A 24132-nucleotide genomic window follows, 5' to 3' on the forward strand; every position below is an offset into this window, starting at 1 on the left:
TACATGGATGCATTGACCCGGTTCGAATTTCGCAAAATCGTACACCGGAAGTCTTTTTATGCGGGACTGTTGATTTTGGCGGTTGTGTTGGTTCTGGCGACCAGCCTGCTGATTACGGGCGCGCGGATCACGGGGAAAGACGGCAAGGAACTGAAGGGGATGAACGCCATCTCGCTGCAAAGAGAGTATGATCGTCAGCTTGCCGGACCGCTAACCGAGGACAAAATTGCGCAGGCGGTTGAACGGCATCAGCAGGTGATCGGGAACCCGCAAAATCTGGACAGTAACGGGGAGATCACTCCTGAGTCCTATGGAAAGGAGATCGTGAAGGATAATCAGATCAAGGATCTGATAAGAACCGCTTTTTCGCCGTTGGATGATTACGATTACGGTATTGTCGATACGATCAAGCCTGACGATGCCAAGCGTTTTTATGATCGCCGGATGGAAAAGATTCAAGCCTTTTTGGACAAGAGCTACCCTTTCGGGCGGTATTCGGCGGAGGAGAAGGCCTACTTTCTCAAAATGAATGAGGGTATCAAGGTTCCCTTGGAAATGGATTATGTGACGGGCTGGGACAAAGTGTTCGAAAATGTACAGTTTGTGTTCTTATCCAGCGCATTTGTGATCGCCGTATGTCTGGCCCCCGTATTTGCCGGGGAATATCAGAGCGGGGCGGATTCCGTTATCCTGTCGACACGACATGGCCGCAGGAGGGTCATTGCCGCCAAGATAAAAGCGAGCCTGATCGTAGCCCTGGGGCTGCTTATATTGGAGCTGTCGGTGTATACGCTTCTGCTGCTCGGTATTTTCGGTTTTGGAGGCGGAAACGCCAGCGTACAGCTGCTTACACTGTTGGCCCCGGTTCCGTATACGGTTCTGCAAACGTATTTGTGGACAGTCTTAGTAGGAGGATTGGCCTGCCTGCTTGTGGGAGCGGTAACGTTGTGGTTGTCCAGCCGCTTGAAAAGTCCTTTTCCCGTTATTGTCATCAGCGCAGTTTTCCTGATCGGACCGCTGTTTATTCCGTCGACCGGTAGCCGTTTGTTCAATCATCTGAGGGATTTGCTGCCGGTTCATATGTTTGAAGGGTTCAGCCAAATCACCGGCTATGAAGCCTTTCGAATATTCGGCCAACTGATTCCGGAGTACAAATTCGCAGCAGGCTTCTCGCTTATTGCGACGGTGCTTCTGCTGACTTTGGCATATCGGGCTTTTAAAAACCATCAGGTGGTTTAGTCGGACTTTAGTTATCTTCGCAAAAATCAAGCAGGCGCATGAATCTCGGCGGCGACAGTCATAATAAGGAAGATTCAACATCACACCTTAGGAAGGCTGACGTTCGCATGGCGCTTGACGAGATGGTTTTTTATTTTTTGGCCTATTCGTTTTTGGGATGGTTGCTGGAAAATGTCTACAGTTTCTTTACCCAAGGAGAATTCTGGAAAGAAGGATTTCTGAAAAGCCCGATGAAACCGATGTACGGTTTCGCTCCGCTGCTGATATTGGCTTTGGGCGGTGAAAATTTCGAACGTTACCCGGTCTATGTCCTGCTTTTATGCCTGGTTGTTCCGACCGTCGTCGAATATGTAAGCGGGTATTTGCTGCATACGCTTTTCGGACAGCGGTGGTGGGACTATACCGGAATGCGCGGGCATATACGCGGTTATATTTGCCTGCGCTTTTCGCTGTATTGGGGGATTCTGTCGCTTGTTTTTCTTTGGCTTATTCACCCTTTGATGGTGCGTGGATACATGAGTCTGGCTCCGGCATGGGAGAAGCTTAGCCCCTACTTTGCGCTGCTCTTTGTTGCCGATTTGTTGTGGACCTTTCGGGTACGGCGGAGAGCCTGGAAGGCCTGGAAAGGAAATCCGATCTGATATGACCAAGGGGGTGAAAGCTGGCATGGGAATTATTCGAACCGGTTTCGGGCGAAAGTCGGCAGGGCTAGTCCTAAGTTTGGCTCTGGCTGCGGCAGTCCTCGAACCAGTCGAGGCCAAGGCCGACAGCATTGAGGGTGCTGAGGATTTCGGTACGGCTCCCCAAAAGCTGGCGGTTATCATTGACGATATGGGGAACAACATGGGCGGAACGGACGAAATTATCGCGCTTCCCGTCAAGGTAACCGTTGCGGTCATGCCTTTTCTCGAAACGACCAAGTCCGATGCGATCCGCGCTCACGAGCAGGGGCACGACGTCATTGTCCATCTTCCGATGCAGCCCAAGCACGGGCGTCCGGAATGGCTTGGGCCCGGAGCGATTTTGGCCGATATGACCGATGAGGAAATTCGCCAAAAGGTAGAGGAAGCCCTCGATCAGGTTCCTTATGCGGTAGGAATCAATAATCATATGGGCTCCAAGGTTACGGGAGACGAACGTATCATGTCCGTCATTTTGGAGGTGTGCCGCGAGCGGGGAATGTTTTTTGTGGACAGCCGGACCAATTACTGGTCGGTTATCGGGAAACTATGCGAGGAAAAGGGGCTTCCGCAGGTAAAAAACGATATTTTTCTTGACGACTTCCACAACGAGGAGCATATCTCCGGACAATTGGTCAAGGTTCAAGAGCTCTTGGACCAGAACGGCTATTGCGTGACGATCGGCCATGTGGGAACCCAGGGTCTGAAAACCGCCGTGGTGCTAAGAAAATTCATTCCCGAATTTCAAAAGCGTGGCGTTTCTTTTGTCGGGATTACGGATTTGGTGCAGGAACAAGAAAAACCCGAAGGAGGCCCCGGGTTTACATTACCGTAAAATATCTGGCGATGCCGGCGTAGATTGCTTCGGCAATCCGCTGTTGGCCGCGGCTATTGGTAAGCATGGCGCGGTCTTCGGCGTTGCTGAGAAAGCCCGTCTCGACAATGACGGCAGGCGCATCCATGTGCTTTAGCAAATAAAAAGGATTGCCTAGCTCAGGCGCCGATTTCGTCGGGTAAAGAGCTTCCAGTTCCTGCTGGATCGCTGCGGCCAGCAAGGCGCTGCGCCCTTCGTTTTGATGCAGGACAAGCGGACCACGCTTGCCGGCGTTCCGTCCCCAATTGACATGCAAACTGACGACGATGGAGGCGGGAAGCTGTTCGCTGAGTTCCTTCCGCTGAGCCAAATCGCGCAGATGCCGGGAACGGCTGTTGAACCATCGGTTGTCGTCGCTTAAGGCATAGTCTCCGGTACGGTTCAGGATTGTCCGGTAACCGTGGCTGCGGAGCACGAGATACAATCTTCTTGAGATGTTCAGATTAATGTCTTTCTCCAGAATGTTCTGATATGAGGTTCCCCCGTCAATTCCGCCATGGCCGGCATCGATCAGAATGACCGGCTCGGGGAACGCATGCCTTAGGTCTTTGCCGTCCGCCAAGGCGGGAGCGCTCCAAACACCAGCGAGCGACATGACGACGAGCAGGGAAGTTATTATTTTTCTCATTGTTCTCATCCTTTGAAGGCTTGGATTTGTCCTATTTAGAGTTGGCTTAGTCGGCGTAATTCATGCATGAACAGTCCGTTTACGTTTATGATGATGGCAAACGGCGCAAACTAGAAATATCAATAACAAGACGAAAGGAGGGATCCTCTTGGCCAAGGGTGATGAGCTGGTCAAATACATTACGGAGCGGGTCGTTGATTACGTCGAAACCCCGCGGGAAATTCGGCGGGAACGCTCCAAAGTCAAGGAATCGTGGTCATCCCGCTGGTTCGGCATGATCCCGTTTTCGATTTCGCTTTGGGCTCAGCAGCTTCCGCGCCACAAGCGGAAACGGGAAAAGCAGTCGGCGTCCCGGAACCTCTAACGCGGCTTTACGAATTAACGGACAATCCATTTGACTAAAGGCGATCGTGTTCTTCCCGGGAAAGGTGCGGACGGTTGCCTTTTTTTGCGTTGGGCGAAGGATATGTGCTAATCGTAAACGTCAAGTAAATGAGGGTTGACTTTTGTAAGCAAAACATGGTATTTTATATCTTGTCGCTGCGGCAAACTTCTTCCGCTGTTGGCATTCAAATTTGCGGTCGTGGCGGAATTGGCAGACGCGCACGGTTCAGGTCCGTGTGGGCTAACCCCCCGTGGAGGTTCGAGTCCTCTCGACCGCATCACTTCATCAATGACAGGTTTCTGATCTGCTTTTTCTAGCAGAGAAGGAACCTTTTTGCTATTCAATACTTCTAAGCTGGTGCTCATTACCTGGGCAGAAGAAATCTTTGAATTGTAATCCAAATGAGCGTAAATTCTTGCCGGCGGGTTTGGGAGAGTCGGCCCGGACGGCGGCGAGGTATCTGCTGAAGTGGCATCCGGTACAAACCACAGCATCATATGAAACCCAAGATGGGGCTGCGGTCTCTTTCGATTATGAATATGAAGATTATTATGCCGCGCCGCGCAATGAGGCGGGGAAGGGCGAGCCGGTGAACGAGAACGGGCTTCCTATCTCCAGGGAGGAATGTATCCATGAGGTAATTGGTTTCGTTAAATCGATGCAAAATTTTGCCCTTACGCAATGATTGCGGACACTTGCATCATATACAAAATAAAGTTATCATGGAGTCATGAAGTCTTTAAAATTTTCGATGAAGGAGCACTTTGAAATATTCGCAAGCAATCGATTATGCGCTTCACGCGATGTTCTATTTGGTGGCAACAGCACCGGACAATCCGCTAAGCGTGCAACAACTGGCCGAGAAACTGGGCGTTTCCCAAACATATTTGTCTAAAATGCTGACCAAGCTAGTTAAGGCTGGACTCATCCAGTCTATGTCCGGCGCGAACGGAGGGTACCGGCTTCGACGCAATTGGGAAGACATCTCGTTCCTGGATGTTATTCACGCAATCGAAGGAACCGCTTCGCTGTTCGAGTGCGGCCTTGATCACGGCAGTGAATGTTTGATTCAACAAGTCATCACCGAAGCAGAACACTAAATGGAGCAGTATCTGAAAAACAAAAAAATTCATGAACTGGCCTTGCAATTTAAGGGAATGGATTAATCGACCATTTTTTAACTATTTGTAGATATAATTTAACTATAATATCGATTAATAAACGTGATACGTGAGAAGGATTTTATTGTGACGATTGGAATTTTGCCATTATCGGTGGAGGCCGGCGGAACTCAATGCTGTCCCGAGCAATTCCTTGTAGGTTCCCCGTCACGCACAGACAAAATTCCCCACGGAAATAGAAAGTGGCCTGAAAGGAGGTGAGTAGGATGGGAGGACAACAATACAGCACTGCCGCGAATGATTCCAGGCATTGGAATTAGTGAAAACAGAGCCTTAAACTCCAACAGATGAACAGTTGAAATCTAATGTGTAATTAAAGATATAAAATGTCTTTAATATATTTAATTCCGAAAGGATGATCACGATGGCTATTCAACACGCGAACGATTCTACTTTTAAAGAGATGGTGCAAACTGAAGGTATAACAGTAGTGAATTTTTGGGCTCCTTGGTGTGGTCCATGCAGAATGTTTGCACCTGTTTTAGAGAAGTTTGAAAAGGAAGCAAATGATTCCATTAAAGTAATTAAAGTTAATGTAGACGAAAATCCGGTAACCTCTTCACAATTTCAGATTATGAGCATACCGGCAACCATTATATTCAAAGATGGAATGCCCCTATATAAAGAATTAGGCATATTGTCGAAAGTTGCCCTGCAGCAGCTTGTTGCCTCCAAATAAATCAACAAACAAAAGCCGACAGGTATCGCTTTAGCAAGTATAGCATCTGCTTTATCCAAAAAAATAGTGCGGCAAGTGAATGGGCTTGAAAAACGCCAGGAGTCACATATGTATAAAACAATCGTCATTGGAACAGGTCCTGCGAGACTGACCGCTGCTATTTATTGGGCACGGGCTAACTTAAATCCTTTGGTGATCGAAGGACCCGAACCGGGTGGTCAATTGACAACCACAACGGTAGTCGAAAATTTCCCATGCTTTCCAGAGGGAATAATGGGGCCTTAATTGCACTCCGTTAGAGGTTATTGCAGGTGAAAAAGGCGTTACGGGCTTAAAGGTGAAGAATAATGAGAGCGGTCAGGAAGCGGTTTCGAAACTGCGCTATTTTTGTAGCGATTGGTCATACGCCGAATACAGGTTTTCTTAAGGGTCAAATTGATACCGATGAATATGGCTACATTATTATGAAGCCGGGATCTGCTGAGACGAATATTCCGGGTGTCTTTACCTGCGGCGATGTTCAAGATCACAAATATCGTCAAGCGATTGCAGCGGTGGGCAGTGGACGTACAGCTGCGTTAGATTGTGAGAAATTTCTTAATGAACACATCACTTTTTCCAGGTAACATTTAAGGGGGAGATCCTTTTGAGTTATGATTGTGCCATTATCGGCGGAGGCCCGGCAGGACTAAATGCGGCTCTGGTACTTGGGCGGGCCAGGCGCAGTGTTGCTTTATTTGATAACAGCCAGCCCCGAAATGCGGTTACACATGCTTCCCATGGATTTATTACAAGAGACGGTGTGACACCAGCCGAATTCAGGCGTATTGCATATGAGGAGGTTCAGGGGTATCCCTCCGTAGAACTTTTACCTTGGGAAGTAACCGAGATTCACCGCTCTGATAACAGGTTCGTCGTCGTGACGTCAACCGGAAGACAGATTGAAGCACGCAAATTGCTGGTCACCACGGGACTTGCGGAGATTTTCCCAGATATTCCAGGTTTGCGTGATTGTTATGGAACAAGTTTGTTCAATTGTCCCTACTGCGATGGTTGGGAGCTTCGAGATCAGCCGCTAATTGTTGTTTCCGAGAACTCTGGAGTGTTTCATATGGCCAAGTTGCTCTATACCTGGAGTAAAGATCTTGTGATTTGTACGAATGGGCATGCTGTTCTGGATACCAATCAAAAACATCTGTTGAAATCCAGAAATATCGAAGTGGTTGAACAAGCAGTAACGATGTTTATCGGTCATGAGGGGAAATTGCGGCAGGTGGAATTTGCGGATGGCACGCGGATCGAGAGAACGGGAGGATTCGTTACACCGGAGTGGAAACCGAAGGCGTCTTTTCAGGGTTCGCTCGGTTATGAGGTAAATGAGTTTGGCGGTATCGCCACGAATGAGTGGGGCAAAAGCACGGTTTCAGGTGTGTATGCTGCCGGGGATGCTGCTTACGTAATGCCTTCCCAGTTGATTTATGCTGCAGCAGGCGGAAGCAAAGCGGCGGTTGGCATCAATATGGAACTGACAGAAGAAGATTTCGTTTAACTCTAAGTGGACATGTCCTTCTCTTTGGGAAAAAGTTTCATAGAGAGAAGGGCATTTTTTCAAAAGTCATAATTGTAATGGTTACACATTACAGAAAGGGATGAGGAGGATTATGACGAACGATTTTTTTAATGATGCCGTTTGGGAAAAGGCTTGGAAGAATGATCCAGATACAGCAGTTAGCAAAATGAAAAAAGCCGGAATTGATCCAGCACACACTTTTGACCATAGGGCAAGGTCATTTAACGAGCAGGCGTTTAACGAAGAAGGCAGGCGAAGAACAAAAAGGATAATGAATTGGCTGGAAGGACAGGGTGTGACATTTAAAGATACTTCCATATTAGACATTGGAGCAGCCTCAGGCGGATTTACAGTGCCGTTTGCGGAGAGAGGGGCCAGTGTTACTTCTGTGGAGCCTAGTCTTCCATTAGTTGAGCTACTGAAAAGTAACATAACGGGATTAAAGAACGGGAATGTAGAGATTGTGGTTGAGCCTTTCGAAGACATTGATATTCAAGCAAAGGGGTGGAAAAAAGCCTTTGATTTCGTATTTGTCTCCATGTGCCCGGTTATTGTCAATTGGGAGAGTGTGGAGAAAGTACTGAGCTGCGCACGACAGTTTTGCTATATCAGCCTGTCTGTCGGCTCTAGGGAGCACAGTCTGGTAAAAGAGATTTGGCCTCTGGTCACTGATCAGCCCATGAAAACGGAACAATTGGAGATGGCTTATTTGCTCCATTTGCTGTATCTCAAAGGGTATTCCTATGAGTCGCTCGTAACCCGGGAAACGAAAACCACGGAGGTATCCAGAGAAACGGCACTCCAGGAGGTTATGGAATGGCTGAGAACTTTCGGTTTGCCTGCGGATGACCAGAACAGGAAAACCGTAGCCGATTATTTGGAACGGACTTATCCGACGGACAGAGTGGTCATCCGGCAGGGCGGGCGTTTTGGCAAGACGCTTATTCGATTGAAGGATCTGAACATGTAAACCGATTTGTGAGCCGTGTAGAGTAGATTTTTGAATATTTCGGTGTGGTAGAGCCACTCTTTCGATGAATGTGAGGCATGATGTTATCGAAATAGAGCTAGCGTTAATAAAGGGAGCGCGTGACAATTTTCAACTATCGTTTCTCGACGAGATGGCCTCGTCGTTCAATACTATATAATGGATATAAAATATCCATCATATCCATAGATAATGAAGGGATGATCATAATCTTGACAATTCAACACGCAACAGATTCTACATTTCATGGGCTGCTTCAGACAGAAGAAGTTGGTATTTTGCCGAAACGTGTTCTAGCTCAGCTAACGGCCTCCAAATGGAAAGGAAAGTGGTGGGTCACGCAATGAAAAGAAAACCCTTAATCATTGTCGCTTCTCTAATCGTCGCGAATTTTTTGGCGCAATTAATGCAAACCATGCTGAACACGGCTTTGCCACAAATGATGCTTGACCTTGGAATCCAGGTCAATCGGGCACAATGGCTGATCACTGTCTATCTTCTAGTCTCTGGAATTGTTATCCCTGTGACGGGATTCCTGATCGGAAAATACTCGACGAGAACCCTGTTTTTCGCTTCCGCTGGGGCGTTTACGACAGGGACGCTAATTGCCGGCTTCTCCGCCGACTTTGCATTGATCCTGAGCGGACGAATTATTCAGGGGATTGGCGCCGGATTGTTGGTACCGGTGTTCCTGAATACGATTATCCTAGTGTTCCCAAAGGAAAAACTCGGGGCAGCTATGGGTCTGGCCAGTCTTATTGTGGGACTCGCCCCTGCACTGGGTCCGACGATTTCTGGCTTCGTGATTCAATATCATTCCTGGAGATTCTTATTCTACGGGGTTGCGCCCGTTGCGATTGCGAACTTGTTTGTCGCCTATTATTGTTTGGAAAACGTTTGGGATACGCACAAAGCGAAATTGGACTGGAGATCTATTCTCTATTCGAGTTTAGGCTTCGGCAGCCTGTTGTATGGATTCAGCATCCTTAGCGATCAGGGAAGGGGTATTCTGCTTGCTGTGACCATCCTTATCGTTGGATTTGTCATGTCGTTCCTGTTTGTGAAGCGCCAATTCAAACTGGCCGTCCCTTTGCTTGATTTCAACGTGTTTCGTTACCCGAGATTTACTTATGCATCGATCATAGGCGTAGCCCTATTCATTGTAATGGCCGGGGTGGAACTGCTGCTCCCCATATATGCGCAAAATGTCAGAGGGCTAATGCCTAGAGAATCGGGGCTATTGTTACTTCCAGGCGCATTGCTTATGGGGGTGTCCGGAATGATTTCGGGTAAGATCTACGACCGGTTCGGTGGCCGCTATTTGATTCGGTTCGGCTTTTTTGGTATTGCCGTCGTAACGGCCCTATTAACGATGGCATTGTCGATTCATGCCTCCTATAGTCTATTGATGGGATTATATGCGTTACTTATGACCGGGGTCGGTTTTATGATGACTCCTATTACTGCTTTTGCCATGGCGAGCTTGCCGAGTTCGTTGATGAACTACGCCTCACCGATGACAACGGCCATACGTACATTGGGCATGTCGATGGGCGGAGCTCTGCTCATCACCATAGTGACAATTACCGCAGATTATAGCTTAGTATCTTTTCCGTTCAATATGCATGAAGGAATTCAAGCCGCGTTCTGGTCATTAGCCTTCGTTGCAGCGAGTGGTTTTTTTCTTACTTTCTTTGTTCCGTACGGCAAAGGTTCAGCGGAAGCGCAAGTCATGGAGAGCCGCCAGATGTCATAAATAAAGGAAGAATCCGGCAGAGGAGATTTGACTTAACCCAATGCAAAAAGTTATTATGGGCATATAAAGTCCATGATTGAGGTGAACATCACGCTATGAAATTTTCAAAAGCGACAAACTACGCTCTTCACACCATGCTCTTTCTTGCCGCATTCCCGCCGAACAAACTTATCGGCGTACAACAATTGGCGGAGAAGCAAGAGGTTTCTCCAACGTATTTATCCAAAATCCTTACCAAGCTGGTCAAGGTGGGAATGATTGAATCCACTTCAGGGGCCAATGGCGGATATCGTCTAAAACGGAATTGGGAAGAAATCTCGTTTCTTGACGTTATTCATGCCATTGAAGGATCTGCCTCCTTATTCGAATGCGAAATGAATCATGGATCAGAGTGTTTAATTCAGAAGGTGATGGTATCGGCGGAAGAGAAAATGGAGGACTTTTTAAGAAACCAAAAATTGTCTGAGCTTGCTAAGAAAATGACGGTTGTTCTGTGAAGAACAACTGTTTTTTTCAGATTATCGGTTGTTGACGTATTCGGCATATCGTAATTTGACGGCTTCAAAAAAGTACGGAAGCAAGCTGGTATCGAACATGAAGTACGGACTGTAGTTTCAGTTAAAAGCCAAACGTGTCATTTTGGCGGTGGAACTGGTTTGCAGATCCGTATGGGCTAACCCCCGCGGAGGTTCGAGTCCTCTCGACCGCATCGCCTTAACTATTCACAGGTTCTTTGATGGCTGGATGCCATCAAAGGACCTGTTTTTATATGCTCAGGAAGCTTTGTGCATTGCTCATGACGACACATAAGAAAAAGCGGCCCCCAAATGGGTCGCTTTTTTTGTTGCAGGACGTTCATAATTTAGATGATAGTTATAGTATTTTTCTATATAAACCCATATTTCCTCTAATTATCTTTTATTTGCTATTTTTTGTTGATATAATTACCAGTAAATAGTAGAAAGGAGGCATTGCACACGATCGAGACACCTATGCAACAACCCCTTAGAGTCACAACTCCGAAGGGAACTTCAAAAATGAACTGGAGGAAGGAATAGTGTCCACACTAACTAAGAAGAGAAGTAATTTGTTAGCCCGGGTCTTTGCCGTCTGTTTAATTTTCATTTTCGTATGTTCTTCTTTCACTTACGGTATCAAGCCCGCGGAAGCCGCCCCACAATTTAAAGTTATCGCTTTTTACAATGGAACTTGGGATGCAGCCCATATTAACTTTGTAAAAGAAGCGAACCAGAGATTTCCCGAGTTTGCCAAACAATACAATTTCTCGTATGAATCGACAAACGATTGGAGCAAGCTAAATACTACCTTTCTTTCCCAATACCAGGTTGTCATCTTTTTGGATGATGCGCCCGTTAACGCCGCTCAAAGAACTGCATTTGAGCAATATATGAAAAATGGCGGAGGATGGCTGGGATTTCATGTTAGCGCTTTTACCACGAACCCTTCGTCATGGAACTGGTACTATAACGATTTTTTAGGGTCGGGATCTTTTAAATCAAACACGTGGTTCCCGACGCCGGCTGTTCTGCGCGTTGAAGACAACACTCATCCCGTCACCCGTGATTTACCGGCAACATTCAAAACCCCGGCCAACGAATGGTATAGCTGGTCGGTTGATTTGCGCAACAAACCCAGTATTGACATCCTGTATTCCATTGATCCTGTGAGTTTTCCCCTTGGAACGGATCCCAACCAATCTTGGTACAGCGGTTATTACCCTGTAGTTTGGACCAATAAAAATTATAAAATGATGTATGTCAATATGGGCCATAATGATATGGATTACGCCAAAAACACGGCGAAATCCTATACTTTTTCCGATCCGACTCAGAACAAGCTTATTATGAATGCTCTTCTATGGATGGGAGGCGGTGAGCAGCCTAACACTTCCTTTAATGTACCCGGCACAATAGAGGCTGAAAACTATTCCGGCATGTATGGAGTACAAACTCAAAACACTTCCGATACGGGCGGAGGCCTCAATGTAGGCTGGATCGATTCTGGCGATTGGATGACTTATCCCATCAATGTCTCTTCATCCAATACATATACCGTAAGTTACAGGGTATCAAGTCCGGATGGCGGCGGAAAGATTCAAGCAGAGCAAGGCAATACGGGCCAGGTACTTGGTTCTATCGAAGTTCCTTCGACAGGCGATTGGCAGAATTGGACCACGATTTCCCATGATGTTAGTCTTTCCGCCGGAGAGCAGCAATTAAAATTATCCTTTCCCTCCGGGGAGTTTAATCTTAACTGGATTAAAATCGAAGAGAAAACCAGTACACCCAGCATAAAAATAGAGGCAGAGAATTATACCAACAGTTATGGCGTTCAGACGCAAGACACAACAGATGTCGGTGGAGGAAAAAATGTCGGATGGATCGACCCTGGTGACTGGATGACTTATTCAACTCCAACCAGCCTTTCTCCGGGGACTTACACAATCAGCTATCGGGTAGCCAGCCCAAATGGCAGTAAAATTCAATTTGAACGGGCTGGCGGAGGAGCAATATTCGGCACCATTTCAGTTCCGGCAACGGGGGATTGGCAGAATTGGACCACCATCTCACATGATGTAGTGCTCTCATCTGCAGAACAGGAAATTGCTTTGGCTTTTCCGACCGCAGGCGACCTGAATGTGAATTGGTTCACTATTACTAAGAAGCAATAGGTTCTATTAATAATGAAAAAGCTCTTGAATCGTCCTTGTGACGGTTCAAGAGCTTTTTTGGTTATACGCGCGCCTAGGGCCAGTAAGTTCAAGAGAATCAGGCAGATATCCCGCATGAATGAACTTTCTTGAAGACGGAGGCGTACCGGATAATAAGGATACCGATGATATCTCACATCAACAAGGAGGGTTTTCCACTGTGTTAATGACTCGAATTATGGCTCGTATGATGGGCCTTTCACCGGCGACAAACCGCGTTCGTGTCGATCGTCGGCAAGCTGTTCCCATGCGAGATGGAACTGAACTGTTGTGCGACGTCTATCATCCGCAGGGGATTGATCGGCCGTCGACGGTGTTGATCCGCTCGCCTTATGGCCGCGCAAACGTGGAGGGTATTTTCGGACGCATCTTCGCCGAGCGCGGATATATAACCGTCGTACAGAGCGTTCGCGGTACCTTCGGTTCGGGTGGAACTTTCAGTCCCTTTTTTCAGGAGCGCGACGACGGGCTTGATACGGTTGGCTGGATCGAGCGTCAGCCTTGGTACAGCGGACGGCTGGGGCTCTGGGGAGTTAGCTACGACGGTCTGGTGCACTGGTCGATGGCGGCGGAGCTAGGCGATCGCATTGCTGCGATGGCCGTTGCGAGAACGGCATCAGATTTCGCGGGTGCCATGTGGGACGGCGGCGGTTTTCGGCTTGAGGACTTTATGACCTGGGTTTCCATCATCAACGCTCAGGAGAAAAGCAATGCTCTCATTCAGACATTCAAGCGGGTTTTGACAGGCGACCCGCTTGCCAAACACTATTCGGCTTTGCCGATAAAAGAAGTAGACGAGCGAGCTTTTGGCCGGAAGGTGGATTATTGGCAAAAGTGGCTTGCGCATGACAACCCGTCCGATCCTTTCTGGCATCCTCTGCGCAACCGGGAGACCTTTTCCCGTATCACCGCGCCGGTCAGCATGCTGGCAGGCTGGTCCGATGTGTTTCTCGGCCACCAGCTTCGCGACTATCAAGCTCTTCGCGCAGCAGGAAAAACCGTTCGGCTTGAGATTGACGGGTTTTCGCACACCGCGCTTAAAGGAATGGGGAACACCGTCCGGATAGGACTCGAATGGTTCGAAATTCATCTTAAGGGCCGCACGGACGCGTCAAGTGATCCGAAGCACGTCCGTGCGTGGGTAAACCGGGCAGAGGAATGGAGGAATGCAGCTGCGTGGCCGCCTGCTCCGAGTACGTTGCGGGCGCTTCATCTTGCTTCCGACGGGAGCTTGCAGGATGACCTCGTTGCCTACGGAGAAAGAAGGTTCGTCTATGATCCCGACAACCCGACGCCAAGCCTCGCCGGTCCAAAGCTGTCCGACAGCAGTGGACGAGGCGATATGCGGCCTCTTGCCGCACGCGCCGATGTGCTGAGTTTCGTCGGACTGAAGCAGGAGACGGATATTGAGATTGCCGGCCAGCCGGAACTGACGGTAGAAATTTCAGCGGATGGGTCTGATCACGATCTCTTCGTATGCCTTTGCGATGTTGATGAGAGCGGTAAAGCGATCAATATCACGGACGGTTATTTGCGTCTTCCAACGCATCCCCCAGGTGAGGATCGCGTCGTGACTGTACCTTTGCTGCCAACGTTCTGGCGCATTTCGGCAGGACACCGGCTGCAGTTGCTGGTCGCCGGCGGGGCTTTTCCGCGATATGCCAGAAACCTTGGCATGGGCGAAGGGATCGCCGCCGGCGTGAACAAGCGCAAAACGGCCATCCGTCTGCGATTCGGAGGCGATCATCCATCCCGCCTAACTCTTCCGCAGGTTTGATGGACTCCGGATTTTATATGGGAGGCCGAAGTAACATAAAAATGCTGCATAGAACTTGGAAAGTCAACATGTTCTATGCAGCATTTTGTAGGGTTAGCTTCCAATCAACTTCACGGCTTGAATATCTTGCTGAGGCGAAAGACCAAACAGTCTCTTATATTCACGGCTAAATTGAGTCGGGCTTTGGTAACCGATCCTTAGCGCCGTTTCCGTTACATTGGCGCCGTCAAACAGCAGCTTGCGCGCTTTCTGCAGACGAAGCCGCTTCTGATACTGTAAAGGAGCCATGGCGGTCACTTCTTTAAATTTATAATGCAGATTTGACACGCTCATGTTACTCAGTTCAGCCAATTCTTCAATAGCTAATGGACTGTCGAAGTTGGCTGTAATCCAGTTAATTACTTTGCTGATCTCGGCAGCTTCCTGATGCAGCGACATGTTTTTGAAAAAAAGCGGTCCTTTCTCGCTGTTTAGCAGCCAATAAATCATTTCCTGCTTTACGCTTGAAGCGAGGTAATCGGCGGCTTTGGCATCCGAAGATAACCGGAGGAGCTTTTCGAATCCTTCAATGATTTCCATGCCAGGCTCCCCAACAAAAATGCCCGTCTGCAAGCCCGGCTCCGTGCGGAGAATCAGATTGGCCCCCAAAGCGACGATCGCAACTTCTCCTGGCGTCAGCCCAATCCGTAAGGCAAGATATGGCGAATCATCCCCGGCTTCGGTCACCTGTTCGCTTACCGGCACATTTACGCTTACGGACAACAAATCCCCCGCTTTATATTCAATCGTTTCTTCCCCAACCTGCAGCCGCTTTCTTCCTTGCAACAGGATACTTAAGGAAGGATTGAGAACACCTGGGGCCAACTGTGTAGGCTTGCTTTCTTTAATAACATCAAGAAATGGAATACTCGTCCGTATAATCCCCGAGGAGATAGAATTCTTTTGCAGACTCTGAGCCAAAAGCCGATCTAGCGCCACTTTTGCGTCAGTCAGATGGTTATTCATCGTCGGTATCTCTTTCACTTCAATTTCTAATTGGTTGCAAATTCCACTCTTTATATAAAGCCATAAAGGATTTGATGGCCGAGGATTTCCATTTGTCCTTGTGATAAACCACTTGGGTGATCAGTTTGAATTCTTTGTCTTTAAAATTGATCTTTGCCAGCTTGCCGTCTTCAAGTTCTTGAGCAACCGTATATAAAGGCAAAAGAGCGATGCCAAGCCCATTAACGGCCAATTGCTTCAGCGTATGGCTGCTCCCTTCGTAAGCCATAAACTTAAATGACATATCGGATTCTTCGATATCTTTTCTGAATATCTCCTGCCAACTGCACCCATGACCCGGCATAAGTATGGGATAGAGGGAAAAATCTTCAGGCTGAATTATTTTCTTCTGCGCCAGTAAATGGTCGGATGAAGCTAATAAAACAAAGGGTTCATCGTGGGCGATCTCTACTACAAGGTCTTGGTATGATATTTTATTATCGGAAAATATAGCAACGTCGATGCTATTCTCTCTAAGCAAAGACTCCAGCTTATATCCGTCTCCGATTCTTATGTTAAGCTCCACTTCCGGATAGAGCGTGGCGTATTCTTTCAATAGCGCAGGCAGTTTATAACCGCAGATCGATTCTTCCGCACCAATGATGAGCCTTCCATTTGGCCTGCCGGTTTCCGAAATGGATCCTTTGGCTTTTTCCCACAAATTCAGCATTTGTCTGGAATAGTCCAGGAAATGCTCTCCTACGGAAGTGAGGGAGATCGTTTTGCCAAGCCTTTCAAAGAGCTGCACGCCTAATTCCTTCTCCAGCAATTGTATTTGCGAAGTAATGGACGATTGCGCATATCCAAGCTCCCTGGCTGCTTGCGTGAAACTGTTTAACCCCGCGATCATCATGAAGGTTTTAATTTGTCTAATCTCCACAAGTCTCATCCTTTCCCAAGTAAGGTACCGTAGTAACTTCTAGCTATAGTAGCAGATCTTCTTTCCATCTGTAAAATAAATGGTATCGATCATATCATTCGATAAAATCGAACGGAAGATATTTTTTTGATAGCGTCCGATCGATTTTATCGAATCAATATATCTAAAGCATCAATTTTACATATATATTGTCCCTTGATATCATAACCCCGAGAAGTCGATCATGCTTTTTAGTTTGGCATGTTTGCTTTCATTTTTATGAAAAGATAAGGAGGATAACGATATGCAATACAAAACGCTTGGAAGAACCGGTATGACGGTCAGCGAATTCGCTCTTGGGGCGATGATGTTTGGAGCCGTTCACGGAAATCCCGATCAGGAAGAGGGGATTCGTACCATCCATATGGCGCTGGATGCAGGTATTAACTTTATCGATACATCGGACAACTATTCTTTTGGCGAGTCGGAGGAGATTGTCGGAAAGGCTCTCAAGGGGCGTCGCGACGACGTGATTCTTGCGACGAAGTTTACTTTGCCGATGAAGGAGGAAATTAATCATAGCGGGGGTTCGCGGCGCTGGATCATCCGTGAGGTCGAAGACAGCCTGCGGAGGCTTGGTACTGACTATATAGATCTGTATCAGATGCATCGTCCTGACCCAAACACGGACATTGATGAGACGCTTTCGGCACTTTCCGATCTGGTACGGGCGGGGAAGGTGCGTACGATTGGCGCTTCCACTTTCCCGGCCGAGCTGATTGTTGAGGCGCAGTGGGTTGCCGAAAAACGCGGTCATCGGCGGTTTGTGACGGAGCAGCCCCGTTACTCGATTCTCACGAGAAACATTGAAGCGGCGGTTCTTCCCACAACGCAGCGATACGGAATGGGCGTACTGACTTACGGGTCGCTCGGCAGCGGCTGGTTGTCAGGTAGGGCCGATCCCGCAAAGGGTAACCGAATCGCACTGCAAACCAAAGATTTCGACGTAGCGGTGCCTGAAAATCAGAAGAAGCTGGAGGTCGTCAAACAGCTTACTGAGCTCGCCTCGGAAGCGGGAATCGCGCTGCCGCATCTGGCTAACGCATTCGTACTTTCGCACCCGGGCGTGACATCCGTCATCGTTGGAACTAGAAACTCTGAGCAGCTAAAGGGGCTTCTGGACGGCGCCGACACAAAACTTGGCGAAGATATCTTAGACCGGATCGACGAAATTGTGCCTCCAGGCACCGAGGTCAATGCGGCGGACAACTTCTTCCTGAACCCGGCAATAGAAAACAAACGCTTGCGCCGCTACTAAATCTGCGGAAGTTATATTTGCCGAAATCGGCAGCAATGAGGGTGTGTGATTAATCTTCGCACACCCTTTCCAACAGTGTCCCTAATTGCTCAGCCAGGGCCTGATGTGAAATGGGCTTATTGTTCATGAACCACCATTCCACCACTCCTACGTAGGCCGAAGCTACGAAATGGACGGCAAGCTCCTTAGCTAAACCTTGATTTTTTCCTTTCGTTACATCCACCTCGTTCTGAAACTCTTGAATCAGAAAATCAACGAACCGGTTTCGAAAGTATGGAGCCCCTTTACTTGCCAGCATGATTGAAAAAAAGCTGAAGTTGCTGTCGAGGTAATCCGTCCAAATCAGCGTCCCGTCGATAAAATCCAAATCGGGAGATGCTGCGCACCTAACCCTCAGTTCATTGATATGAGTTTCAATGAGTTTGTCCAGTAGATCGTATTTATCCAGATAATGGAGATAGATCGTTCCCCGACTGACATTGGCACGGTCGGATAGATCCTGAAGCGTAATATCGTCGAAGTTTTTTTCTGACATCAGCTCGATAACAGCATTTTTTAATGCCTCTTGCGTTTTGAGAATTCTTCGATCCACTTTGGCCATTAGATGTTCATCCGTCTTTCTCTTGTGATTTCTATAGTTTTTATAATTATAGACAGTTGTTCATTAACGAATCAAGGATTATTATCTTTCACAATAAATAATTGACAATTTTAATGGAGTTGTCTACTAATGGACAAATTACATTCATCTGACAATGGTAAGAATGATGAATCTTTGTATAATAAACATGAATACATTATTAGATTTATGTTTATTTACTATTTTGGAGGCAGGAGTGGAGACCAATGAAAACATGGTTTATTACCGGAGCGTCCCGCGGACTTGGGCTTGAGACCGCGCGAGCTGCGCTTGCCGCAGGCGATCAGGTCGTTGCGACCGGACGTAATGCGAAAAAAATTATTGAAGCAATCGGTTCTGATGACAGCCGCGTGCTTGCATTGGAACTCGATGTTACCGATACGTTGTCGATTAAGACCGCCGTTGACTCTGCGGTTCAGCGATTCGGGCGCATCGATGTTCTCGTCAATAACGCAGGTTATGGACTTCTCGGCGCATTTGAGGAGCTATCGGCCGATTCCATCGAGCGGCAATTTTCAACGAATGTTTTCGGCGCCTTTGCCGTTACGCGCGCTGTGCTTCCGATCATGCGCTCGCAGCGCTCCGGGCACATCATATCGGTCTCGTCGATTTGCGGCGTGATCGGCTTCGATACGGCGTCAATCTACTGTTCGTCCAAGTTTGCGCTGGCGGGATGGTCCGAATCGCTCAGCCTTGAGCTTCCCCGGTTTGGCATCCATGCGACTGTCGTCTACCCGGGCACTTTCAGAACGGATTTTCTTGACCGGAGCTCCGTCGCTCATTCGGACATTTCGATCGACGACTACGCGGAGGTGACTGCGGCTGCCACGAAGGCTAACGACGATAACAATCATCGGCAGGCCGGGGATCCGGCTGCATTTGGCCGGGCGATGGTCGAACTTGCGAATGCAGAGGAACCCCCGGTTCGTTTCGCTGCCGGTTCCGATGCCGCCCAGGTCATGTACGACAAGGCGGCTTCATTGCAATCAACGACGAACGAATGGCGCGACTTGTCGGTCTCGACAGATATTGTCGGTTAACTCCGTTATGTGTTGACCATTTTTACTTGGCTGCGTTTCTGCGCAATTCCGAGTGCTGCAAATGCCCCGATCAGTGAAATTACCGCTGCTGTGTACCAACTTGCTTCAAACGACTGGCTTTTAGAGACGAAGAGGCCCATAACGACAACAAGAATCGTGGTGCCAAATACGGCGCCGATTTGTCGTGACATGCTTACAACTGCGCTGCCGATAGAGGTCTGGTTTGGTGCAAGATCAATAGTTGCGGAAGAAACCATCAACGGCAGGGCGAGGCCATACCCGATCCCGATAATTAGCCAGCCGGGAAAAAACTGAGTCCAAAAGTTGGAGGGTCCATGGATCGGCAGCACAAATAATAATGGGCCCAGACCGATAAGCAATGTCCCTACTGCCGCAATGATGTTGACGGACACGCGTTTGGCAAGGCGTTGGGCAATGGCTGCGAACGGCCAAACCATGCAGGGACCTATGGATATGGCCAGTCCGGTTGTCAGCGTCGACCAACCCCAAACATTTTGCAGATATAGAATAAGGGACAGCAGCTCAATGGCGAAGGCAGCATTAATGAGCGCTGCCCCTACATTTGACCAAGTGAACAGCCTGTTCTCAAACAAAGAGAAATCGATAATCGGAAACGGATGACGACGGGATTGAATAATAAATCCTGTAAAAGCAAGAACAAATACAATAAAGCTACTCCAGGTATAGAAACTCGCCCAGCCCCAGTCCTGACCTTTTCCAAGTCCTAATGATAGGGCGCCGATGGAGACGGCCAGCAGCAAACCGCCCAATAGATCTGGCATTGCGGACGTGGAGTTTTGCTTGGTAGCGGGAACATATTTGAGAGCTGAGAAAATGGCGAAGAGCCCGATCGGCAAATTGATAACAAAGATCCATTGCCAGGACAGTTCAAGCAGGAATCCTCCCACTGCAGGGCCCGCAGCAGCCGCAAGAGAGCCGCTGCTCGCCCAGATGCGAATCGCGCGTTTTTTCTGCTGATCCGGCATGACTGTCAGCAGTAACCCCAAGCTGCTTGGCGTCAAGAGCGCAGCTCCGACAGCTTGTGTACTGCGGAACATGATCAGCATCCATAAGCTCCCGCTGAGCGTAGCTCCGAGACTGGATAAGGTAAACAATGCCAAACCCCAAATGAATCCATTCTTTTGCCCAAACCGGTCCGCCCATTTTCCTGCAGGTACCAAAAGAGCGGCATATATGATCGCATAGCTGCTCAGCACCCAGCTTAAGTTGGAAAGCGAACCTTGACCGATGGCCTTTCCGATATTGTTTAAAGCTACGTTCACGATAAAAATGTCCAGGCTACCCATAAAAACAGCGATACATAAAATAAACAAAATGATTTTGTACGTCCGATTTTGCATAAAGATCCCCTTTTTTTCTTAGATGAGATATTATTGAATGTACATTCAATAATTAGGCGAAAAAACCTCATTAATGAGGTAAGTAAACCGGACGACCAGCTACACTAAAATGGATTGCACGGCGGCGTCCAATGTCATTTTGAGATGTTCTTCAGGCACTCCGGCCCGAATCATTACACGCAGTCCTACGACTGCGTTGGTCAAGAGGGTGGTGATCTGTTCAGTTGAGAGCTTACGCGTGAAGGATCCTTCCTGTTGACCTTTCTCTATGACAGGATAGAGAAGAGCCTGCATCCCTTGGATCATATCGGAAAACGTGTTTTTCACGTTGCTAAACTCCGGATTCGGAAGCTCCATTGCCGAATTGACGATCAGACAACCAAACTTCTTGTCTCCAAAAGAAGCAAGCAGATGCTGCTGCCAGTATCGAAGAGCTTCAAGCGCCGTAGAGCCTTCGTTCAACAACTCTTGAAAACTTTCCAGATGCTTGTCATAATACAGCGCCAGCGATTTTTCGAACAGTGATTTTTTATCGCCGAAAGCGCCGTAAAGGCTTTGCCTTTTCAATTTCACTCCTTTCGTCAAAATTTCGTAAGAACAAGCGTTATAACCATGCTCTCTAAAAACCTCAATTGAAGCCTGCAACACCTTGTCATAATCAAACTCTCTTGGTCTGCTCATGCTCATATCATACTCATTATGGAATGAGCAGTCAATAACTATCCGAAGCCATGGATGGTCGCTGTGTCCGATTGTGATGGAGAAATATCGACTCGAAAAAAAGCATTTGACATGAAACATTTACCATTCTAAAATGAGTGAGCAGGCAGTTATTTATTGAAAGGGGGTGAACTCATGGCAAGGTCATTATGTGAAGAAAAAAGAACGGCCATTCTGGAGGCGGCCATCGACGCGTTTGCGTTTCAGGGACTTGGGGCGCCCACCGCGAAAATTGCCAGGGCCGCGGGTGTTGCCGACGGCACGCTATTCGTCTATTTTCGCACGAAGGACGAGCTGCTGAACCAGCTGTATCTTTATCTCAAAGACGATCTGCAGGGACGGGTTAGTTCCGACTTTCCCGATGAAGCGAGCTTGATGGATCAGTGCCGGCATTTCTGGAACCGATACTTCGAGTGGGGAGCCAAGTCTCCTGCGAAATGCAAAGCATTGCGCCAATTGATCGTCTCCGACAAACTGACGGAGGATACGCGCGAGTCCGGCAGGGTCATTTTTACGTGCATTGAGGAAATGATCGATCAGGGATTTCGAACGGGCATTTTGCGCAAGATGCCTGTCGAACTGCTGGTAGGAATCATGGAATCCCTTGCCGAGTTGGTGATCGATCTGGCACTGAAGGATGATAAACAATTAGAGGCGTACAAAACGGATGGATGGCACGCCTTTTGGGGAGCGATCTCCCAGAAATAAAACAAAGTTCAGGAGTTGGAGGGGAGTAACTATGAAAAACTTGGTAATTATCGGGGCCGGACCGGGACTGGGCATGTCTTTGGCCAAGAAGTTCGGGCATGAGGGTTTCCAGGTCGCGCTCGTATCACGGTCGCAGGACAAGCTGGACCGGTATAGCGAACAATTAAGCAAGGAAGGCATTATATCCAAAGGGTTTGCCGCGGATATTTCGAATCGGAAACAGCTCGTCGGAGCGATCCGGCGCATACGGGAAGAATTCGGCGAAATCGAAGTGCTGGAATACAGCCCACCAAGCGGAAGCATATCGCTTACTCCGGCGCTGGAAACCGATGAGGAAGACGCAAGCGAAGCCTTCAATAAGCTCGTGCTCGGCGCGATTACAAGCACCCGGGAAGTCATTCCCGATATGATGAACCGAAAATCCGGGGCGCTCCTGTTTACGACGGATCTGTCGGCGATGTTCCCTACGCCGATGTTCGGGAATGTGGGCATTGCCATGTCCGGCTTGCGTAATTATGTTTTGAGCCTGCACGATAAGTTAAGCACCTCGGGAGTCTATGTCGGCCATTTGTCCATCAGCCCGTTGATCAAGCAAGGCAGCAATTTTAATCCGGATGACGTTGCCGAAGCCTGGTATGATTTGTATGTTAAAAAATCCGTACCGGAAGCTACATACCCGCAAGGAATTATGCAGCAAATGCAAATGAGCGCCAGCGTCTGAACAATGAAACTTTCATAGTATCAGGAATTCTTCTGAATTCATCATATATACAATAGTACAAGCTCGTGGATTTCCCTATGCGGAGATTCACGGGCTTGTTGCGTTTTTATCGCCAAGCTTTGACGCAAAAATCAATGCAGCACAATTTAATCATCAACGAATAACAAGATTTCCAGCTTTCCTGAAGACTACAATGTAAGCGTAATGAACTATTTGCAAGCGCTTACCTTATTTTGGAACACGATGCGGTCTAATCAATGACGAAACATGTAGAACAAGGGGGTGGCCAACATGCCGACAGCAGGGAAAAAAGGAATGGTTTTCGATGTGTTCAGGGCCTCCATGTTTGACGGGCCGGGCATTCGGACGACCGTCTTTTTCAAAGGCTGCCCGCTTCGATGCCAGTGGTGCCATAACCCGGAATCCTGGTCAATCAGACCTCAGCTTTCGTTCAACATGGAGAAATGCATCGATTGTATGGCTTGCGTCGCGGTTTGTCCGTCCGGGGCTCACCGGAATGAGAACGGGAAGCATACGGTTGACTTCGACAAGTGCAGAACATGCGGCGAATGCGTTCGGGTTTGCCCGGCGGGGGCTTTAAAAATAATCGGAAAAGAAATGGACACGGATGAGCTGCTGGAAGAAATCGAGCATGACCGGGACTTTTACGAGCAGTCGGGAGGCGGCGTCACTTTGTCCGGGGGAGAGCCCATGATGCAGCCCGGCCCCGTGCTGGAGCTTCTGCGCAAATGCAAGGAAGCGGGCATTTCCACCTGTGTGGAAACCTGCGGATATGCTTCGCGGGACAGCTATGCCGCAGCGCTGCCTTGGGTTGATGTTTTCCTGTTCGATTATAAAAGCTCGGATGCGGAGGAGCACCAGACTTTGACGGGGGTGCCCAATGAGCGAATTTTGGCTAATCTCGATTTTCTTTACGGCAGCGGAGCGAAGCTGATCTTACGCTGCCCGATGATCCCCGGCGTAAACGATTCGGAGGGGCATTTCCGCGGCATCGCGGAGCTTGGGCGCAAATACCCGGACCTCGAGGGCATTGAGATTTTGCCCTACCACAATATGGGCGTGTCCAAGGGATCGCAGGTCGGGCTGACAATGCCGCTTGGCGACTTAAAGTCGGCGGACGAGGAGCGGAAAGAGCGGTGGCATTGCTTGCTGAATGAGCTCGGATGCGAACGGGCGGAAATAAGGTAGAAG

The 24132-nt window shown here is 48.4% G+C and carries 24 protein-coding genes, 1 tRNA gene and 2 pseudogenes; 20 read left to right on the forward strand and 7 right to left on the reverse strand.

The features are described from left to right. Positions 1-3: 3 nt before the first annotated feature. The 3 genes from ACI48K_RS05960 to ACI48K_RS05970 all read left to right on the forward strand — a co-directional run bounded on the left by ACI48K_RS05960 (position 4) and on the right by ACI48K_RS05970 (position 2754). Complete coding sequence (locus ACI48K_RS05960) at positions 4-1239, forward strand: ABC transporter permease subunit (protein ID WP_475026637.1); 1236 nt, start codon at positions 4-6, stop codon at positions 1237-1239. A gap of 107 nt (positions 1240-1346) precedes the next feature. After that, entirely contained in the window at positions 1347-1880 is a 534-nt protein-coding gene (locus ACI48K_RS05965; RefSeq protein ID WP_475026638.1) for a putative ABC transporter permease, read from the forward strand. 25 nt (positions 1881-1905) lie between these two features. Then, positions 1906-2754 (forward strand): divergent polysaccharide deacetylase family protein, encoded by an 849-nt coding sequence (locus tag ACI48K_RS05970; RefSeq protein ID WP_475026639.1) that lies wholly within the window; start codon positions 1906-1908, stop codon positions 2752-2754. On the opposite strand, the gene ACI48K_RS05975 is transcribed toward ACI48K_RS05970, so the two are convergent. Then, positions 2741-3388, reverse strand: coding sequence for an N-acetylmuramoyl-L-alanine amidase family protein (locus ACI48K_RS05975; RefSeq protein WP_475026964.1), 648 nt, complete (start codon positions 3386-3388; stop codon positions 2741-2743). The genes ACI48K_RS05970 and ACI48K_RS05975 overlap by 14 nt on opposite strands. Positions 3389-3569: 181 nt before the next feature. Here ACI48K_RS05975 and ACI48K_RS05980 point away from each other — a divergent pair, with 181 nt between their 5' ends. The 10 genes and pseudogenes from ACI48K_RS05980 to ACI48K_RS06025 all read left to right on the forward strand — a co-directional run bounded on the left by ACI48K_RS05980 (position 3570) and on the right by ACI48K_RS06025 (position 10477). Next, entirely contained in the window at positions 3570-3785 is a 216-nt protein-coding gene (locus ACI48K_RS05980) for a YqzE family protein (RefSeq protein ID WP_475026640.1), read from the forward strand. Between the two features lie 213 nt (positions 3786-3998). Then, a tRNA-Leu gene (locus ACI48K_RS05985) sits at positions 3999-4083 on the forward strand. A gap of 138 nt (positions 4084-4221) precedes the next feature. Continuing rightward, complete coding sequence (locus ACI48K_RS05990; RefSeq protein WP_475026641.1) at positions 4222-4491, forward strand: hypothetical protein; 270 nt, start codon at positions 4222-4224, stop codon at positions 4489-4491. 79 nt (positions 4492-4570) lie between these two features. Further along, positions 4571-4906, forward strand: a complete 336-nt coding sequence (locus ACI48K_RS05995; RefSeq protein ID WP_475026642.1) for an Rrf2 family transcriptional regulator — start codon at positions 4571-4573, stop codon at positions 4904-4906. Between the two features lie 445 nt (positions 4907-5351). Beyond that, positions 5352-5666: a thioredoxin gene (trxA, locus tag ACI48K_RS06000; protein WP_475026643.1), complete on the forward strand. Its 315-nt coding sequence runs from the start codon at positions 5352-5354 to the stop codon at positions 5664-5666. Between the two features lie 108 nt (positions 5667-5774). Continuing rightward, positions 5775-6292 (forward strand): annotated as a pseudogene (locus ACI48K_RS06005) (NAD(P)/FAD-dependent oxidoreductase). A 20-nt stretch (positions 6293-6312) separates the two neighbouring features. Beyond that, entirely contained in the window at positions 6313-7215 is a 903-nt protein-coding gene (locus ACI48K_RS06010; RefSeq protein ID WP_475026644.1) for an NAD(P)/FAD-dependent oxidoreductase, read from the forward strand. 112 nt (positions 7216-7327) lie between these two features. Further along, positions 7328-8206: a class I SAM-dependent methyltransferase gene (locus tag ACI48K_RS06015; protein WP_475026645.1), complete on the forward strand. Its 879-nt coding sequence runs from the start codon at positions 7328-7330 to the stop codon at positions 8204-8206. A 361-nt stretch (positions 8207-8567) separates the two neighbouring features. Next, the gene (locus ACI48K_RS06020) at positions 8568-9980 is read left to right on the forward strand and encodes a DHA2 family efflux MFS transporter permease subunit (RefSeq protein WP_475026646.1); all 1413 of its coding nucleotides are present in this window, start codon (positions 8568-8570) and stop codon (positions 9978-9980) included. 95 nt (positions 9981-10075) lie between these two features. Then, on the forward strand, positions 10076-10477 hold the full coding sequence (locus ACI48K_RS06025) for an Rrf2 family transcriptional regulator (protein WP_475026647.1): 402 nt from the start codon (positions 10076-10078) through the stop codon (positions 10475-10477). 21 nt (positions 10478-10498) lie between these two features. Here ACI48K_RS06025 and ACI48K_RS06030 read toward each other — a convergent pair. Then, positions 10499-10579 (reverse strand): annotated as a pseudogene (locus ACI48K_RS06030) (DUF6075 family protein); the annotation flags it as partial. A gap of 458 nt (positions 10580-11037) precedes the next feature. On the opposite strand from ACI48K_RS06030, the gene ACI48K_RS06035 reads away from it, so the two are divergent. Together ACI48K_RS06035 and ACI48K_RS06040 are read left to right on the forward strand one after the other, a co-directional pair. After that, positions 11038-12672, forward strand: a complete 1635-nt coding sequence (locus tag ACI48K_RS06035; RefSeq protein ID WP_475026648.1) for a carbohydrate-binding protein — start codon at positions 11038-11040, stop codon at positions 12670-12672. A gap of 205 nt (positions 12673-12877) precedes the next feature. Continuing rightward, the gene (locus tag ACI48K_RS06040) at positions 12878-14488 is read left to right on the forward strand and encodes a CocE/NonD family hydrolase (RefSeq protein ID WP_475026965.1); all 1611 of its coding nucleotides are present in this window, start codon (positions 12878-12880) and stop codon (positions 14486-14488) included. A 93-nt stretch (positions 14489-14581) separates the two neighbouring features. On the opposite strand, the gene ACI48K_RS06045 is transcribed toward ACI48K_RS06040, so the two are convergent. Both ACI48K_RS06045 and ACI48K_RS06050 read right to left on the reverse strand, forming a co-directional pair. Next, entirely contained in the window at positions 14582-15493 is a 912-nt protein-coding gene (locus ACI48K_RS06045) for an AraC family transcriptional regulator (RefSeq protein ID WP_475026649.1), read from the reverse strand. A 19-nt stretch (positions 15494-15512) separates the two neighbouring features. Beyond that, a complete protein-coding gene (locus ACI48K_RS06050) occupies positions 15513-16412 on the reverse strand; it encodes a LysR family transcriptional regulator (protein ID WP_475026650.1) in 900 nt (299 codons plus the stop codon). Between the two features lie 283 nt (positions 16413-16695). Between ACI48K_RS06050 and ACI48K_RS06055 the strand changes: the two genes are divergently transcribed. Beyond that, positions 16696-17709, forward strand: coding sequence for an aldo/keto reductase (locus tag ACI48K_RS06055; protein ID WP_475026652.1), 1014 nt, complete (start codon positions 16696-16698; stop codon positions 17707-17709). A gap of 49 nt (positions 17710-17758) precedes the next feature. Here ACI48K_RS06055 and ACI48K_RS06060 read toward each other — a convergent pair whose 3' ends face one another. Next, entirely contained in the window at positions 17759-18310 is a 552-nt protein-coding gene (locus tag ACI48K_RS06060; RefSeq protein WP_475026653.1) for a TetR/AcrR family transcriptional regulator, read from the reverse strand. A gap of 245 nt (positions 18311-18555) precedes the next feature. On the opposite strand from ACI48K_RS06060, the gene ACI48K_RS06065 reads away from it, so the two are divergent. Continuing rightward, entirely contained in the window at positions 18556-19389 is an 834-nt protein-coding gene (locus ACI48K_RS06065) for an oxidoreductase (RefSeq protein WP_475026654.1), read from the forward strand. Positions 19390-19394: 5 nt separating this feature from the next. On the opposite strand, the gene ACI48K_RS06070 is transcribed toward ACI48K_RS06065, so the two are convergent. Together ACI48K_RS06070 and ACI48K_RS06075 are read right to left on the reverse strand one after the other, a co-directional pair. Next, a complete protein-coding gene (locus ACI48K_RS06070; protein ID WP_475026656.1) occupies positions 19395-20771 on the reverse strand; it encodes an MFS transporter in 1377 nt (458 codons plus the stop codon). Between the two features lie 99 nt (positions 20772-20870). Next, positions 20871-21458 carry a TetR/AcrR family transcriptional regulator gene (locus tag ACI48K_RS06075; protein ID WP_475026657.1) on the reverse strand — a complete coding sequence of 196 codons (588 nt, stop codon included), beginning with the start codon at positions 21456-21458 and terminating at the stop codon, positions 20871-20873. Between the two features lie 168 nt (positions 21459-21626). Here ACI48K_RS06075 and ACI48K_RS06080 point away from each other — a divergent pair, with 168 nt between their 5' ends. The 3 genes from ACI48K_RS06080 (at position 21627) to ACI48K_RS06090 (ending at position 24129) form a co-directional block, all read left to right on the forward strand. Further along, positions 21627-22199 (forward strand): TetR/AcrR family transcriptional regulator, encoded by a 573-nt coding sequence (locus tag ACI48K_RS06080; RefSeq protein ID WP_475026658.1) that lies wholly within the window; start codon positions 21627-21629, stop codon positions 22197-22199. 31 nt (positions 22200-22230) lie between these two features. Further along, complete coding sequence (locus ACI48K_RS06085; RefSeq protein ID WP_475026659.1) at positions 22231-22920, forward strand: SDR family NAD(P)-dependent oxidoreductase; 690 nt, start codon at positions 22231-22233, stop codon at positions 22918-22920. A 291-nt stretch (positions 22921-23211) separates the two neighbouring features. Beyond that, a complete protein-coding gene (locus tag ACI48K_RS06090; protein WP_475026661.1) occupies positions 23212-24129 on the forward strand; it encodes a glycyl-radical enzyme activating protein in 918 nt (305 codons plus the stop codon). Positions 24130-24132 lie beyond the last annotated feature (3 nt).

The sequence above is a fragment of the Paenibacillus terrisolis genome (assembly GCF_056171975.1).

Excerpts from the sequence above, each read along its gene's own strand:
- ACI48K_RS05960 (WP_475026637.1), top strand. The coding sequence starts at position 4 with ATGGATGCATTGACCCGGTTCGAATTTCGCAAAATCGTACACCGGAAG.
- ACI48K_RS05965 (WP_475026638.1), top strand. The coding sequence starts at position 1,347 with ATGGCGCTTGACGAGATGGTTTTTTATTTTTTGGCCTATTCGTTTTTG.
- ACI48K_RS05970 (WP_475026639.1), top strand. The coding sequence starts at position 1,906 with ATGGGAATTATTCGAACCGGTTTCGGGCGAAAGTCGGCAGGGCTAGTC.
- ACI48K_RS05975 (WP_475026964.1), bottom strand. The coding sequence starts at position 3,388 with ATGTCGCTCGCTGGTGTTTGGAGCGCTCCCGCCTTGGCGGACGGCAAA.
- trxA (WP_475026643.1), top strand. The coding sequence starts at position 5,352 with ATGGCTATTCAACACGCGAACGATTCTACTTTTAAAGAGATGGTGCAA.
- ACI48K_RS06015 (WP_475026645.1), top strand. The coding sequence starts at position 7,328 with ATGACGAACGATTTTTTTAATGATGCCGTTTGGGAAAAGGCTTGGAAG.
- ACI48K_RS06020 (WP_475026646.1), top strand. The coding sequence starts at position 8,568 with ATGAAAAGAAAACCCTTAATCATTGTCGCTTCTCTAATCGTCGCGAAT.
- ACI48K_RS06025 (WP_475026647.1), top strand. The coding sequence starts at position 10,076 with ATGAAATTTTCAAAAGCGACAAACTACGCTCTTCACACCATGCTCTTT.
- ACI48K_RS06040 (WP_475026965.1), top strand. The coding sequence starts at position 12,878 with ATGACTCGAATTATGGCTCGTATGATGGGCCTTTCACCGGCGACAAAC.
- ACI48K_RS06045 (WP_475026649.1), bottom strand. The coding sequence starts at position 15,493 with ATGAATAACCATCTGACTGACGCAAAAGTGGCGCTAGATCGGCTTTTG.
- ACI48K_RS06055 (WP_475026652.1), top strand. The coding sequence starts at position 16,696 with ATGCAATACAAAACGCTTGGAAGAACCGGTATGACGGTCAGCGAATTC.
- ACI48K_RS06060 (WP_475026653.1), bottom strand. The coding sequence starts at position 18,310 with ATGGCCAAAGTGGATCGAAGAATTCTCAAAACGCAAGAGGCATTAAAA.
- ACI48K_RS06065 (WP_475026654.1), top strand. The coding sequence starts at position 18,556 with ATGAAAACATGGTTTATTACCGGAGCGTCCCGCGGACTTGGGCTTGAG.
- ACI48K_RS06070 (WP_475026656.1), bottom strand. The coding sequence starts at position 20,771 with ATGCAAAATCGGACGTACAAAATCATTTTGTTTATTTTATGTATCGCT.
- ACI48K_RS06075 (WP_475026657.1), bottom strand. The coding sequence starts at position 21,458 with ATGAGCATGAGCAGACCAAGAGAGTTTGATTATGACAAGGTGTTGCAG.
- ACI48K_RS06080 (WP_475026658.1), top strand. The coding sequence starts at position 21,627 with ATGGCAAGGTCATTATGTGAAGAAAAAAGAACGGCCATTCTGGAGGCG.
- ACI48K_RS06085 (WP_475026659.1), top strand. The coding sequence starts at position 22,231 with ATGAAAAACTTGGTAATTATCGGGGCCGGACCGGGACTGGGCATGTCT.
- ACI48K_RS06090 (WP_475026661.1), top strand. The coding sequence starts at position 23,212 with ATGCCGACAGCAGGGAAAAAAGGAATGGTTTTCGATGTGTTCAGGGCC.